Genomic DNA, 14,277 nt, shown 5'->3' with positions numbered 1-14,277 from the left:
CCCCACCATCCCGCCGCTAGAGAACATCTGAAAAGGCGCCGCATGCTTGACACGACGAGGCCGGAACCCCTGCGGTCCCCGCTCCTGGACCGTGAGCGGGAGAAAGGTGTGAAGCATGGTTTCTTCACCCGCACGGGCGGCGTTTCGACGGGGCTCTATGAAGGGCTCAATGTGGGTTATGGCTCGGGCGACGACCGCGAGACGGTGACCGAGAACAGAAGGCGCGTGGCCGAGTGGCTGGGCGTTGACACCGATCACCTCCTGACCGTCCATCAGGTGCACTCCCCCCATGCGATCATCGTCGATGAACCCTTTGCAGGCGATCGGCCCGAGGCTGATGCACTGGTGACCAGCCGGCCGGGGCTGGCGCTTGGCGCACTTGCCGCAGATTGCGGCCCCGTTTTGTTTGCGGATGGCCAGGCACGCGTGATCGCTGCCGCCCATGCCGGCTGGAAAGGGGCGCTGACCGGCATTCTGGAGAACACCATCGCGGCCATGGAACTGCTGGGCGCGGCGCGGGAAAACATCACCGCCGTTCTGGGCCCCTCAATCAGCCAGAAAAACTACGAGGTCGGGCCGGAGTTCGTGGAGCGTTTCGTCAACCACAACCCGGCAAACCGGGACTGGTTTCTCCCATCGACCAGAGCGGGGCACGCGCTGTTCGACCTCAATGGCTATACGGTGGCGCGACTGACGGCAGCCGGTGTCAATGCCGCACAGACAGGCCACTGCACCTATGAAGACGAAGAGCATTTCTACTCCTATCGCCGCGCCACGCACCGCGGTGAAGGGGACTACGGACGCCAGATTTCAGCGATTGTCTTGGAGGACATTTGATGGCGCTGCATTTTGAACAGTCGGAATTCGATGCCCGGCGCGATCGGCTCGTCATCGAGATGGCGGAACGCAAGCTCGACGCCATGCTGCTTTTCGCACAGGAAAGCATGTACTGGCTCACCGGCTACGACACGTTCGGCTTCTGCTTCTTCCAGTGCCTTGTCGTGAAGGCCGACGGTTCGATGGTGCTTTTGACACGCTCGGCCGATCTGCGTCAGGCGCGCCACACCTCCACCATCGAAAACATTGTCCTGTGGACGGACAGGCACGACGCCAACCCCGCCGTCGACCTGCGCAATCTCCTGAACGAACTCGACCTGCTCGGCGCCCGGATCGGTGTCGAATACGACACGCATGGACTGACGGGACGCAACACACGTCTGCTCGACGAACAGTTGCAGACCTTCGGCAAGATCGAGGACGCCTCCGATCTTGTCAGCCGCCTGCGGCTGTTCAAGAGCGATGCGGAAATCAAGAAGGTGAAGCGCGCCGCAAAGCTCGGGGATGAGGCACTGGACGCGGCGCTGCCGCTGATCAAGCAGGGCGGCGACGAGGCTGCGATCCTTGCGGCCATGCAGGGTGCAGTGCTGGCCGGCGGTGGCGACTACCCGGCCAATGAATTCGTCATCGGTTCGGGCGAGGACGCCCTTCTGTGCCGCTACAAGGCGGGTCGGCGCAAACTCAACAAGAATGACCAGATCACGCTCGAATGGGCAGGTGTCTATCACCACTACCACGCGGCCATGATGCAGACAGTGCTGACAGGCAAGGTCTCCAAACGGCATCAGGAACTCTTCGAAGCCGCGCGTGATGCGCTGACCGCCGTGCAGAAAGCGATGACGCCGGGGAACACGTTCGGCGATGTGTTCGATGCCCATGCGCGGGTGATGGAAAGCCATGGTCTGACCAGGCACCGGCTGAATGCCTGCGGCTATTCGCTGGGCGCCCGGTTCTCGCCATCCTGGATGGATCCACAGATGTTTTATGCCGGCAATGCAGAGCCCATTGCTCCTGGCATGACGCTGTTCGCGCACATGATCATCATGGATTCCGACACGGGCAGCGCCATGTGTCTCGGCCGCACCTATCTCACGACAGAGAGTGCTCCCGAACCACTCTCACGCTACGGGCTGGACCTTATCACGCGGTGAAGGCAATATGCCGCACAGTTTTGAAAGCATGCAGGGGGACTGCGGTATTATCACGAAGCGCGCCATGGCGGGCATTCTGGTGTTGAGCACGGCCGCTCTGGCCGGCTGCAATACGGGGTCCATGCTCGATCTTGATTCCGGCCCGACAGCTGCCGGACCGTCCGCGGGAGCGCAGGTTCAGACCGCGCCCCCCATGGAAAACGCGCTTGCGCTGCAGACCGACACCACAAACCAGACGACGGCTGCACCGCTTCAGGCCGTCACCACCGGCGATCGCGTGCAGTTCGCGCCGGTGGTCGGCGCGACGACTGAAGCCGTACCGGCGCTCTCCAGACGCCTGGAAGCCCGTGCCCGCCAGAGCGGGATCTCGATCGTTCCGGAAAGCGGCAACCCCTCCATGGTGATGAAGGGCTATTTCTCGGCCATAGCCGACGGCGGAAAGACGACCGTGATCTACGTATGGGACGTGCTCGATCCGTCGGGCAATCGGCTACACCGTATTCAGGGTCAGCAGGCAGCCCCTGGAGGACAGGGCGACGGCTGGTCATCGGTTACGAATGCAACCATGGAAGCGGTCGCGGATTCCACGATCAGCCAGCTGTCCACATGGCTGGCACAGCGGCAGGGCTGATTTTTTGAGATTTCGCCGTGATTCTTTCCTCAGGCGCTTGCAATACAGTCTCACCCCGTTAAAAGCGCGGTCAAGCGTCAAGGCGTTCTCCGAGGACATTCCATGAAGCTCTTTGCGGGCAATTCCAACCGGGTTTTGGCAGAAGCCGTTTCCCGCTATCTCAACATTTCTCTTGGCAAAGCCACCGTGCGTCGGTTTGCGGATCAGGAGATTTTCGTCGAAATCCAGGAAAATGTGCGCGGCGAGGACGTTTTCGTTCTGCAGTCGACTGCCTACCCGGCCAACGATCACCTGATGGAACTTCTCATCATGATCGATGCCTTCCGGCGGTCCTCGGCCCGGCGCATTACCGCCGTGCTGCCCTATTTCGGCTATGCACGGCAGGACCGGCGAACATCCGGCCGCACCCCGATCTCGGCAAAGCTGGTGGCGAACCTCATCACCCAGGCAGGTGCCGACCGGGTTCTGACACTGGATCTTCATGCAGGTCAGATCCAGGGCTTCTTCGACATCCCGACCGACAACCTTTTCGCGGTGCCAGTGATGGCGCGCGACGTGAAAGCGAACTACACACTCTCCAACGTGATGGTTGTTTCGCCGGATGTCGGCGGCGTGGTACGCGCCCGCTCGCTGGCCAAACGCATCGACGCTCCGCTTGCCATCGTCGACAAGCGCCGGGACCGGCCAGGTGAATCCGAAGTGATGAATGTCATCGGCGACGTGAGCGGCAAGGACTGCCTGCTGATCGACGACATTGTCGATTCGGGCGGCACGCTGTGCAACGCGGCCGACGCGCTGCTCAAAAACGGCGCAACCAGCGTCACCGCCTATATCACGCATGGCGTGCTTTCGGGCGGCGCGGCAGCGCGCATCAGCGGCTCACGCCTGAAGGAACTTGTGATCACCGACTCCATCCAGCCGAGTTCTGCGGTGGAAGCGGCCGAAAACATTCGCACCATTACCATCGCTGATCTTATTGGCGAGGCGATTTCGCGTACGGCGACCGAAGAATCGGTTTCAAGCCTGTTCGACTGAGAAGAACAGGTTTCCAGACAAGAGAAAGCCGGCCCCGCGTGCCGGCTTTCCTTTTTTGCGGGGCTTTTCACTCACGCTGCGGCACGTTCCTGCGCAACTCCGACCCACGCCGCCAGGCTGTCGACAAAACCTGTCAAGAAGGCCCGTGTGTCTTCGTTGGGAATATCGTTGTTCTCATCGAACAGGCCCGGTTTCATCTGTAGATAGACTTCCGGACTGGTCATGAGGAAGGCTCCGAGGCTGACCATGATCGAGCGCAGATGGATCTGTGCCGCGATTGCTCCCATGGCACCCGGGCTGGCTCCGACAATCGCGGTCGGTTTTCCTGTCCAGCTGTTCTCCCCCCATGGGCGGGAGCCCCAATCGATGGCGTTCTTGAGAACTGCGGGAATGGAACGGTTGTGCTCCGGCGTGACGAACAGGACCCCATCGGCCGCAGCCACACGGTCTTTCAGATGTCGGGCGGAAGCCGGATAATCCAAAGCCTCGTCGTCATTGTACATCGGGAGTGTTGCCAGATCGAAATACTCGAATTCGAGGCGCCCTTCCGCCAGTTTTTCCAGCGCTTGTGCGAATTTGCGGTTGATCGAGTCTTTTCGATTGGAACCGACGAGAACCAGAATGTTTTTCATGCATATTTCCTCTGTCCATCCGGGTTAAAATTCCCGGTGGTATCCTTTGGTAACCAGACCTATATCTGAGAGGCGAAACCGGGAAACAAGAAGGCACCTTTATGAAACCGCGCCACGGCCATATTTCGGAAAGCTGCCGCCCGATCAGTGAGGTTCTTTCGCTGATTGGAGACAAGTGGACATCGCTGATAATCGAGCGGCTTCATGAAGAACCACTGCGTTTCAACGCTCTGAAGCGGCGGGTGCACGGTATTTCACAGAAGGTTCTGACCAGTTCCTTAAGGGCTCTGGAACGTGACGGTTTTCTGGAAAGGACGGTGTACCCCACCGTTCCACCCAGTGTTGAATACCGACTGACACCCTTTGGCCACGAGCTTGCCGAACCGCTTTCGGCTTTAAAACAGTTCGCGCTCGACAATGCCGACCGGATGGAGGCTGCACGCACCGCGTATGACGCCCGCAACGCCGAGGGCGGGACGAGCGGGCACCAACCACAGCCGATCCAGCCGGCGACCATGGCCTGAAAGGGCTTGCGCCCTTGCGCAGCACCCCTGCATCGGCTATAGACCCGCCGTCCGCGTAGACACCCTTGGAGGCAGCGCGGGCGGAAGTCCGTTTGATCCACCAGGCTTCTCAGGCAGTGCTGCCCGCACCGTCTGTTTTTCATTCGAACGGCTTTCACGTTTCCGGTGTTTCCGGAAGCGCTCCAAAACATGAAAGGATAGGCCATGAGCCATCAGAGCTACGAGCTGAAGGCCGAGGCGCGCGAACGGGTCGGTAAGGGGTCCGCCCGGGCTATTCGGCGCAACGGCAAGGTTCCCGCCGTTATTTACGGTGACAAGGATGCCCCGCTTTCCATCACGCTTCCCTACAAGGAAGTGTCCATGCAGATTTTCGGCGGCGGCTTTCTGACCACGATTGCCACGATCGACGTCGACGGCAAGAAGATCAAGGTCCTCCCGAAGGACTATCAGCTTGATCCCGTCCGCGATTTCGTCATGCATGTGGACTTCCTGCGCATCGGCAAGGGCACGGTCGTGACCGTGAACGTTCCGGTTCACTTCATCAACGAAGAAACCGCCCCCGGCATCAAGCGCGGCGGCGTTCTCAACGTTGTGCGCCACGAGGTCGAGTTCACCTGCCCGGCAACCGCGATCCCCGATTTCATCGAGGTTGATCTGGACGGCATGGAAATCGGCGATTCCGCCCATATTTCCGCTGTCAAGCTGCCCGAGGGCGTCGAGCCGACCATCACCGACCGTGACTTCACGATTGCAACCATTGCAGCCCCGGCCGGTCTCAAGTCCGAAGAGTCCGAGGCTCAAGAGGGTGAAGGCGAAGCCGACGGCGAAGAGAAGGAGGGCGAGGGCGAGGAGTAATCCTCCCCTTTCCTGCGAAACCTCATGCTGCTTATTGCAGGGCTCGGCAATCCCGGCCAGCAATACGAACGGCACCGGCACAATGTCGGTTTTATGGCGGCGGACGCGATTGCGCGCCGCCATAGTTTTTCGTCCTGGTCGAAGAAATTCAACGCGCTGGTGGCCGAGGGGCGCATCGGCGGCGAGAAGGTTCTGCTGATGAAACCGCAGACCTTCATGAACCTCTCCGGCCAGGCGATCGGTGAAGCCATGCGCTTCTACAAGATCGACCTTGAGGATCTGATCGTATTCTATGACGAACTGGACCTCGCCCCCGGCAAACTGCGCATCAAGACCGGTGGCGGATCGGGCGGTCATAACGGGATCAAGTCGATCGACGCCCATTGCGGCAAGGACTACCGCCGTGTGCGCATCGGCATCGGCCACCCCGGCGACAAGGCGCGTGTGAACGCGCACGTGCTGGGGGATTTTGCCAAAGCGGATCAGGAATGGCTCGAACCGTTGCTGGACGCGGCGGCAGACAACATCGCCATGCTCGCCGAAGGTGACGAAGCGGGTTTCATGAACCGTGTCAGCCTCGCGGTTAAGGGTACGGCTCCTGAGCCGGTGCAAAAGCGGGGTGGCAAACCCGCCAAACAACAAAGCCACATTCGTCAGGCGCGGCAGAAGGGCCCTTCCGCCCCTCTCCCCGAAGATGGCCCGATGGCGGCCATGCTCAAAAAACTCCTCGGCCAGAAGGAATAGGAAATGGGTTTCAAATGCGGCATCGTCGGTCTGCCCAATGTGGGAAAATCGACGCTCTTCAACGCGCTCACAAAGACCGCTGCGGCGCAGGCCGCGAACTATCCGTTCTGCACCATCGAGCCCAATACGGGCGAAGTGGCGGTGCCGGACCCGCGCCTGAAGAAGATTGCCGGCGTGACGGGCTCCAAGGAGGTCATCCCGACCCGCATTTCCTTTGTGGACATTGCCGGCCTCGTGCGCGGCGCCTCCAAGGGCGAAGGGCTGGGAAACCAGTTCCTGGCCAACATCCGCGAAGTGGATGCGATCGTGCATGTGCTGCGCTGCTTCGAGGATGACGACATCACCCATGTGGAGGGCCGCATCGACCCGGTGGCCGATGCCGAGACCGTCGAGACCGAGCTGATGCTTGCCGATCTGGAGAGCCTCGAACGCCGCACCTTGCAGATGCAGAAGCGTGCAACCGGAAAGGACAAGGAAGCCCAGACGCTTCTGCCGATGATGGAGCAGGCGCTGGCGCTGCTTCAGGACGGCAAGCCCGTGCGCATGCTTCTGGACGGCATCGCTGCGGAGGATCTGAAGATTCTGCGCGGCCTCAACCTGCTGACGTCCAAACCGGTACTCTATGTGTGCAACGTGGCCGAAGGGGATGCAGCTGAAGGCAATGCGCAGAGCAAACGCGTTGAGGAGATGGCGAAGGCCCAGGGCGCAGGAACGGTGGTGATTTCGGCTGCCATCGAAGCGGAGGTGGCGCAGCTTTCCGATGAGGAGGCGGTCGAATATCTGGAGGCCATGGGACTGGAAGAGCCCGGTCTCGATCGGCTGATCCGTGCTGGCTACGAACTGCTCGACCTCATCACCTTCTTCACCTCCGGCCCGAAGGAGACGCGCGCCTGGACTGTTCAGAAAGGCGCCAAGGCGCCACAGGCAGCGGGCGTGATCCACACCGACTTCGAGCGCGGCTTCATCCGCGCACAGACCATCGCCTACGATGATTTCGTCACGCTCGGCGGTGAAGTGGCCGCGCGCGATGCAGGCAAGGCGCGTGACGAAGGCAAGGAATATGTGGTGGCGGATGGCGACGTGATGCTGTTCAAGTTCAACACCTGAACCATAGGGCGGGCGATCCGCTTGCGAAGCGGGATCAATGCGAATATCAGTTCAAGAATGAACGACTTTTCCAAAACCGCTGCGGCCCGGCTGGCCTTCGAGGATTTCACGCCGGGCCTCTCGTTTCCACTTGGTCCAAAGACCGTCACGGCTGAAGAGATTGTCGCCTTCGCCGAACAGTTCGATCCGCAGCCCATGCATCTGGACGCGGAGGCCGGTGCGACCAGCCTGCTTGGGGGGCTCGCGGCTTCCGGCTGGCACAGCTGCGCGATGATGATGCGCATGATGTATGATTCCTGGCTTGCCAACTCTACCTCGCAGGGATCGCCGGGCATAACGTCGAACAGATGGAAACGCCCGGTCCTGGAAGGCGACGTCCTGAGCGGCAGCAGCACGGTTCTGACAGCCCGGCGCCTTCGCTCTCGTCCCCAGATCGGTCTTGTGGAGTTCCGCCACGTCCTCGCCAATCAAAGAGGCGAGACGGTGCTTGAAACAGAAAACCCGATCATGTTCCGTCTACGCGAGCAGGGAACGCAATCATGACGCTTGACGAGTTTCTTCGCCTGGGCCGCACGGTCACACTCGCCAGCCATCATCTCACCGCCGATGAGATCAAGACATTTGCGCGCGCCTACGATCCGCAGCCCTTTCACCTCGATGAGGAGGCCGCGAAGAACTCGGTGTTCGGACGCCTTTGCGCTTCGGGATGGCACACAGCAGCGCTGTGGATGCGCTACAATGTTCGTCCCCAAAACCCCGACGCTCTGTATCAGTGGACAGGGGAAGGCCCGGCACCGGAATTCGGACCATCTCCGGGCTATTCCGATCTGAAATGGCGAAAACCCGCCTTTGCCGACGAGACCCTGACATTCACCCGCGAAATGACCGGGTATCGTCCCCTCACCTCACGCCCCGGCTGGGTGGTCGCTTCGCTGAACGCAGCAGCTCTCAACGCCCAAGGTGAAGCAATCATGACACTGACAAATGCCGTGCTGGTCAAGGCGCCCTGACACCGCAAGGTCGCCGGCACGCAAGCGCGCCGGCAGTCTCCGGCATCCACCTTGCCGGTGCCTCAGAAGGCCAGAGACAGGCTGAACTGAACGCTGCCCTGCCTTGCATTGCGGCGGTACGCCCCCTTGTAGCCAAGCCTGGCGGTAAGGGCCGGTCCGCGCATTGCTGAATGAGAGATTGGCACCGAGGCCCAATACATCGCGTCCCATGTCACCAGTACGCGCCTCCATTGGCCGTTCGAGAAGAGCCGCATCCACCGCAGGTGCCCGGTCTCCCAGAACCCGTGCATAGGAGATTTCGACCTCAGGGGTGAATGTCCACCCGCCGCTGGCGAAAGAACCCGACAGACGCAGCCCAGGGCCAGCCGTGGCCGTGGTCAGGCCTGCGCGCTTGACCGTGTAGGCGAGAACATCAACATCGCTCTCTTGAAACCCCTTCAATTTCTGGCTGCTCGCCGAGAAACGTCCGAACAGGGAAATCTGCGCGAGCTCTGTTTCAAAACTGCGACCGGCTTCAAGACGGGTGAATATACCGAGCCCATTCGTGCGGGACCCGGCTTGATGATTCTCGAATTCCATGACTGTCCCCGACAGCCCCGGGATGGACCGCCGCGTGTGTTTCTGTCTCAGATATCCGGCCCCGGTGGCGCCCCTGGCGTACCATCGTCCGCTTGACCAGCCGGCATAGCCCAAGCCAAACAGGCCATCGTTGCGTGCGGTATTTGCGGTGCCCGTTTCGCGCGTGGTGCCACGTGCAAGGGCAAGGCCAATTCCGGCGGTCAGCCCCTGTTGATCGAGAAGATCGAGACCGGCTGCAAGGGCACGGCTTTGCGAACGGGTCTTTCCGGAGCTCCCGGCATCGGACCGGGCTCGTGCAAAATTTCCCGCCGCCCACATTGCCCTTATGCGCGATGAGCGAGAGCGTGGCCGGAAGGGTAGTCCTGAGACCTGCTCGATAGAAAGCAGTCTTGTCTGCGCCGCGCCTGCAAAGATTGAGCGACCGGAGGGCGAAATGGTGTCGACCACATTGCCGAGATCGAGCCTGCCCCAGCCGAAAACGGGATCGACGCCTGGCGCTCCTGCATCGACAGCCGTCCTCAGAAGCAATTTGCGAACATCACCAATCGGGGCATCGGGAAAGATCTCACGCGTGACGGCGAGCGCGCCCGCAACCAGCGGCGCGGAGAAGGATGTGCCTGCCGCGAGATAGTAACCGCCGGAGGCACTGGGCAGAAGAAAGTACTCTTCCTTGAAGCTGCCATCAGCAGCCCCCCTGTCTCCACCCGGCGCAGCGATGCACCAGTTTGCCGCGACACCGCAATCCTGTGAGTATGACGCCAGCTGATCATCGGAACGGGATGCGACAACGGCGAGCCAGCCACGTTCGAGCTCGGGATAAAAATAGGGCATACCGGATATAAAGTCCGGTTCGGAATGTCGGTCGTTGCCTGCAGACACCACCGTCAAAATTCCATCATCGACACCGCGTCGCGCAGCCGCCAGCATGTCTTCGGTTATGACGTCGGCCTCGCCCTGCGTGAGGTGCGCGGTTGGAATACCCACACCGCTGGACAAGTTCATGATCTCTCCACCGACGGCAGCCAGATACGCATAGGCTTGCACAAGGGCTTCGTCCAGGCCCCGATATCTCGCCGTCATCGATGGGCGTGACAAGTGCATCATAGGCGACACCATGCATTCCAAACTGATCACGGTTTGCCACCGCAACCGCAGCGACACCTGTTCCATGACCATTCTTGCCCACAGTATCGCCCGTCACCGCCCCCCCGGAATCCACGTCGAGCGAATAGCCGCTCAAACGTCCGCGAAACTCACGATGCCGGTGTTGCAAACCACTGTCGAGAATGCCGATATTGACACCCTTGCCGGTAAAGCCGGCGTCATAGGCCCGGTGCGCGTTGACCGTCCCCAGCCACCAGCCCATCTGGGTTTCCCAATCACCGCGAATTATGTCACGCGCCGAGTTGGCACTCTGCGCGAAAGCCTGATTATGAAATGCATAGAAAACGACAAAAAGGGCTGCCACGGCAGCCCCCGAAGTTAAACGAAACAAAAATACACCTGTTTAAAAATTTATACATAAAAACACTTACAAAGATCAAATAATTATAAATATAAAAACACAATAATATCAATGATCTTCAAATGAGATCAGAGTATGTACATTAACACCAAGCGTTTCAAGTTTTTTCCGTCCACCGAGATCCGGTAGATCTATGACAAAGCAGGCCGCAACGATTTCGGCCCCCATTTGGCCGAGCAGCTTTACCGCTGCTTCTGCCGTGCCGCCCGTGGCGATTAGATCGTCCACCAGGATCACCTTCTGGCCGGGCGCAACCGCATCCGTGTGCATCTCCATCTCATCGATGCCGTATTCGAGGCTGTAGGCGACGCGCACCGTATCGTGCGGCAGTTTTCCTTTCTTGCGGATCGGAACAAAGCCGGAGGAAAGCTGGTGTGCAATTGCTCCCCCCAGAATGAAGCCGCGCGCCTCGATACCCGCAACCCTGTCGACCTTCGAACCGGCATAGGGATGGACAAGTTCATCCACTGCGCGGCGAAATGCCCGCGCATTGCCAAGAAGCGTCGTGATGTCGCGAAACAATATGCCCGGCTTTGGATAGTCGGGGATGGTACGGATCGCGGAAAGAAGCGTGTCTTGAAGTGTCTGAGATGCTGCCATGTGCCCTGCCCCGGTTCTCCTGTCTTTTGCCGTGTTACGGCGCAAAAGAAAAGGGCGCTCGCGGCGCCCTTCGAAATTTCCCTGTGGTCGGCGCCTTAATGGACGTCCGACCAGATCTTGCGTTTGGTGAGATAGACAAGGCCACCAAACAGAACCAGGAAGATCATCACAACGAAACCCGTTGATTTGCGCGCTTCCAGATGCGGCTCCGCAGCCCACATCAGAAATGCCGACACGTCACGGGAATACTGGTCCACCGTTTCGGGCGCACCATCATCATAGGACACGATCCCGTCCGACAGCGGCGGCGCCATCGCCAGCGAAGCCGACGAGATGAAGTAGGGGTTGTAATAGGTCCCTTCCGGAACGTCGTGTCCGTGGGAATCTTCCTCGTACCCTGTCAGAAGCGCATGAATGTAGTCCGGACCAGCTTCGGCATACTGCGTGAAGATGTCGAAGACGAAGGTCGGGAAACCACGCTCTACCGCGCGTGCCTTCGCAATCAGCGAGAAGTCCGGCGGAACCGCGCCATTGTTGGAGGCTGCCGCCTGCTGTGGGTTGGCAAACGGCGACGGGAACCGATCGGACGGCTTTGCCGCGCGCATGAACATGTCACCGGAATCATCCGGGCCGTCCTCCACCTCGTATTCAGCGGCAATCGCACGCACCTGGGCGTCGGAGTAGCCGAGATCCTCGAGATTGCGGAACGCAACCAGATTCAGGGAGTGACAGGCCGCACAGACCTCGCGATAGACCTTGAAGCCACGCTGCAGCTGCCCCTTGTCATAGGTGCCGAAGGGGCCGGCAAACGACCAGTCCTGCTCAACAGGCTTCTTGATCGGATACTCGGCGGCACTGGCAGCGGTCGTGGCGGCCGCCAGACCGAAGCCGAGCGCGGCCAATCCGTTGAGGATGCTTTTCATTGCGAAAATCCCTTTGCGCATTCTCTCGCTCAGCCCTTTGCCTGTTCGGTGGCCGGCGCACCGGCGGACTTCTTCTCCAGCACCGCTTCCGTGATGGAATTGGGCAGACGGCGGGGCGTCTCGACCAGACCGAGAACCGGCATGATGACGATGAAGAAGGCGAAGTAGTAGAGCGTCGCCCCCTGGGCCATCGCCACATAGATGCCTTCTGCCGGACGCGAGCCGAGCCAGCCAAGGAAGATGGCATTGACGACGAAGAGCCAGAAGAACAGCTTGAACCACGGACGGTAGACTGCGGAACGAACCTTGGACGTATCGAGCCATGGCACGACGAAGAGCACGGCAATGGCTCCGAACATGGCCAGAACGCCACCGAGCTTGGAGTCGATCGGCCCGATGTTGAAGGTGATGGCACGCAGGATCGCGTAGAACGGCAGGAAGTACCATTCGGGAACGATGTGCGCCGGCGTCTTCAGCGCGTCAGCCTCGATGTAGTTGTCGGCGTGACCAAGGTAGTTGGGGATGTAGAAGACGAAATAGGCGAACAGGGCCAGGAACACGACCATTGCGAAGGCGTCCTTGACGGTCGCATAGGGCGTGAAGGCCACGGTGTCGGTCTTCTGCTTCACTTCGATGCCGGTCGGGTTTGTCTGACCGGTGACATGCAGTGCCCAGACGTGGAGCACAACGACGCCAGCGATCATGAAGGGCAGCAGGTAGTGCAGTGAGAAGAAGCGGTTCAGCGTCGGATTGTCGACCGCGAAGCCGCCGAGCAGAAGCTGCTGGATCCACTCACCCACCAAAGGTATGGCGGTGAAGAAGCCGGTGATGACCGTCGCTCCCCAGAAGCTCATCTGGCCCCACGGAAGCACATACCCCATGAAGGCGGTTGCCATCATCAAGAGGTAGATGATGCAGCCCAGAATCCAGAGCATCTCACGGGGCGCCTTGTAGGAACCGTAGTAGAGACCGCGGAAAATATGCACATAGACGGCGATGAAGAACATCGACGCGCCATTGGAGTGCAGATAGCGGATCAGCCAACCGGAGTTGACGTCGCGCATGATCTTTTCAACCGACGTGAAGGCAACCTCGGTGTTGGCCGCGTAATGCATGGCCAGCACGATGCCGGTCACGATCTGCGCCACCAGCATCAGCGACAGGATGCCACCGAACGTGTAGGCGTAGTTGAGATTGCGTGGCACGGGATAGGCCACGAAAGAATCATAGACCAGACGCGGAAGCGGCAAACGCGCATCCATCCAGCGGCCAAGGCCGCTCTTGGGCGTATAGGTCGAATGTCCAGCGCTCATAGAAAATCCCCTCTCGCCGAGCCTTAGCCGACCTGAATGACGGTGTCGGACACAAATTCAAACGTCGGAACCTCGAGGTTCGTCGGTGCCGGGCCTTTGCGGATACGGCCGGCAGTATCGTAGTGCGAGCCATGGCATGGGCAGAACCAGCCGCCGAAATCACCTGCCTGACCAAGCGGAACGCAGCCAAGATGGGTGCAGACACCGACCATCACCAGCCAGTTTTCCTTGCCCTCGCCGGCAGAACGGTCGAGGTCGGTGGCGGGCGCATCCCCGGCGATGTTGGCGTTGCGCGCCACGGGATCCTTCAGATCCTCCAGTGCGACAGCCCGCGCCTCCTCGACTTCCTTTTCCGTACGGTTGCGGATGAACACAGGACGGCCGCGCCATTTGACGGTCAGCGACATGCCAGGTTCAACGCCGGAGACGTCGACCTGGATTGAGGCCAGAGCGCGGGTGGAGGCATCGGGCCGCATCTGGTCGATGAACGGCCATGCCACACCAGCCGCACCGACGGCACCGGCAACGCCTGTGGCGACGTAAAGAAAATCACGCCTTGTATGTTCGGTCGAATCGGTAGCGCTCACGGGACTGCGATCCTTTCACCTTGAGTCGGCCGGTCGGGACGCCTCATTGCACTTTGAACCCAAGCAATCCCTGCATGCGACATGGCTTGCCCGGTTCTACCCCCGGCATTTTTCGATGGTTTCTATGCGCCGCGCATGAACTTGTCCAGACGCGGGCGGCCCTGCAGGGCAGATTGTCGCAAGGAAATATACAGCGAATAAAGATGACTTAAAAAGTCCTGTTT

General features: G+C 60.1%; 16 protein-coding genes and 1 pseudogene. 10 read left to right on the top strand and 7 right to left on the bottom strand.

Features of this window, described 5'->3' with window-relative positions; genetic code table 11:
- Positions 1-42: 42 nt before the first annotated feature.
- From pgeF to AB2N04_RS08775, 4 genes are all read left to right on the top strand, one after another.
- Positions 43-837 (top strand): peptidoglycan editing factor PgeF, encoded by a 795-nt coding sequence (gene pgeF / locus AB2N04_RS08790; RefSeq protein WP_367718419.1) that lies wholly within the window; start codon positions 43-45, stop codon positions 835-837.
- Entirely contained in the window at positions 837-1,988 is a 1,152-nt protein-coding gene (locus AB2N04_RS08785; RefSeq protein ID WP_367718418.1) for a M24 family metallopeptidase, read from the top strand. Before pgeF ends, AB2N04_RS08785 begins: the two co-directional genes overlap by 1 nt.
- A gap of 7 nt (positions 1,989-1,995) precedes the next feature.
- Positions 1,996-2,619, top strand: coding sequence for a hypothetical protein (locus AB2N04_RS08780; RefSeq protein ID WP_367718417.1), 624 nt, complete (start codon positions 1,996-1,998; stop codon positions 2,617-2,619).
- Between the two features lie 102 nt (positions 2,620-2,721).
- Positions 2,722-3,654 carry a ribose-phosphate pyrophosphokinase gene (locus tag AB2N04_RS08775; RefSeq protein WP_367718416.1) on the top strand — a complete coding sequence of 311 codons (933 nt, stop codon included), beginning with the start codon at positions 2,722-2,724 and terminating at the stop codon, positions 3,652-3,654.
- 71 nt (positions 3,655-3,725) lie between these two features.
- Here AB2N04_RS08775 and AB2N04_RS08770 read toward each other — a convergent pair whose 3' ends face one another.
- Positions 3,726-4,286: an NADPH-dependent FMN reductase gene (locus AB2N04_RS08770; protein WP_367718415.1), complete on the bottom strand. Its 561-nt coding sequence runs from the start codon at positions 4,284-4,286 to the stop codon at positions 3,726-3,728.
- A gap of 101 nt (positions 4,287-4,387) precedes the next feature.
- Between AB2N04_RS08770 and AB2N04_RS08765 the strand changes: the two genes are divergently transcribed.
- From AB2N04_RS08765 to AB2N04_RS08740, 6 genes are all read left to right on the top strand, one after another.
- Positions 4,388-4,810, top strand: coding sequence for a winged helix-turn-helix transcriptional regulator (locus AB2N04_RS08765; protein WP_367718414.1), 423 nt, complete (start codon positions 4,388-4,390; stop codon positions 4,808-4,810).
- Positions 4,811-5,014: 204 nt separating this feature from the next.
- Positions 5,015-5,665 (top strand): 50S ribosomal protein L25/general stress protein Ctc, encoded by a 651-nt coding sequence (locus AB2N04_RS08760; RefSeq protein WP_367718413.1) that lies wholly within the window; start codon positions 5,015-5,017, stop codon positions 5,663-5,665.
- A gap of 24 nt (positions 5,666-5,689) precedes the next feature.
- Positions 5,690-6,409, top strand: a complete 720-nt coding sequence (pth, locus tag AB2N04_RS08755) for an aminoacyl-tRNA hydrolase (RefSeq protein WP_367718412.1) — start codon at positions 5,690-5,692, stop codon at positions 6,407-6,409.
- Between the two features lie 3 nt (positions 6,410-6,412).
- A complete protein-coding gene (ychF, locus tag AB2N04_RS08750) occupies positions 6,413-7,516 on the top strand; it encodes a redox-regulated ATPase YchF (RefSeq protein ID WP_367718411.1) in 1,104 nt (367 codons plus the stop codon).
- Between the two features lie 57 nt (positions 7,517-7,573).
- Positions 7,574-8,059, top strand: a complete 486-nt coding sequence (locus AB2N04_RS08745; protein ID WP_367718410.1) for a MaoC family dehydratase — start codon at positions 7,574-7,576, stop codon at positions 8,057-8,059.
- Positions 8,056-8,526: a MaoC family dehydratase gene (locus AB2N04_RS08740; RefSeq protein WP_367718408.1), complete on the top strand. Its 471-nt coding sequence runs from the start codon at positions 8,056-8,058 to the stop codon at positions 8,524-8,526. The genes AB2N04_RS08745 and AB2N04_RS08740 overlap by 4 nt, the downstream gene beginning before the upstream one ends.
- On the opposite strand, the gene AB2N04_RS08735 is transcribed toward AB2N04_RS08740, so the two are convergent.
- From AB2N04_RS08735 to petA, 6 genes and pseudogenes are all read right to left on the bottom strand, one after another.
- A complete protein-coding gene (locus AB2N04_RS08735) occupies positions 8,422-10,185 on the bottom strand; it encodes an autotransporter domain-containing protein (RefSeq protein ID WP_367718406.1) in 1,764 nt (587 codons plus the stop codon). The two genes, AB2N04_RS08740 and AB2N04_RS08735, sit on opposite strands and share 105 nt — an antisense overlap.
- Before the next feature lie 61 nt (positions 10,186-10,246).
- A pseudogene (locus AB2N04_RS08730) lies at positions 10,247-10,471 on the bottom strand (S8 family serine peptidase); the annotation flags it as partial.
- A gap of 207 nt (positions 10,472-10,678) precedes the next feature.
- On the bottom strand, positions 10,679-11,230 hold the full coding sequence (locus tag AB2N04_RS08725) for an adenine phosphoribosyltransferase (protein ID WP_367718404.1): 552 nt from the start codon (positions 11,228-11,230) through the stop codon (positions 10,679-10,681).
- Positions 11,231-11,325: 95 nt separating this feature from the next.
- Positions 11,326-12,153, bottom strand: a complete 828-nt coding sequence (locus tag AB2N04_RS08720) for a cytochrome c1 (protein ID WP_367718402.1) — start codon at positions 12,151-12,153, stop codon at positions 11,326-11,328.
- 29 nt (positions 12,154-12,182) lie between these two features.
- The gene (locus AB2N04_RS08715) at positions 12,183-13,466 is read right to left on the bottom strand and encodes a cytochrome bc complex cytochrome b subunit (RefSeq protein WP_367718401.1); all 1,284 of its coding nucleotides are present in this window, start codon (positions 13,464-13,466) and stop codon (positions 12,183-12,185) included.
- A 23-nt stretch (positions 13,467-13,489) separates the two neighbouring features.
- A complete protein-coding gene (gene petA, locus AB2N04_RS08710; protein ID WP_367718399.1) occupies positions 13,490-14,053 on the bottom strand; it encodes a ubiquinol-cytochrome c reductase iron-sulfur subunit in 564 nt (187 codons plus the stop codon).
- Positions 14,054-14,277: the final 224 nt, after the last annotated feature.

The organism is Nitratireductor sp. GISD-1A_MAKvit, assembly GCF_040819555.1.
Classification (GTDB): domain Bacteria; phylum Pseudomonadota; class Alphaproteobacteria; order Rhizobiales; family Rhizobiaceae; genus Nitratireductor.
The sequence above is the reverse complement of the archived record's forward strand: the minus strand, read 5'-3'. Positions and strand labels throughout refer to the sequence as shown.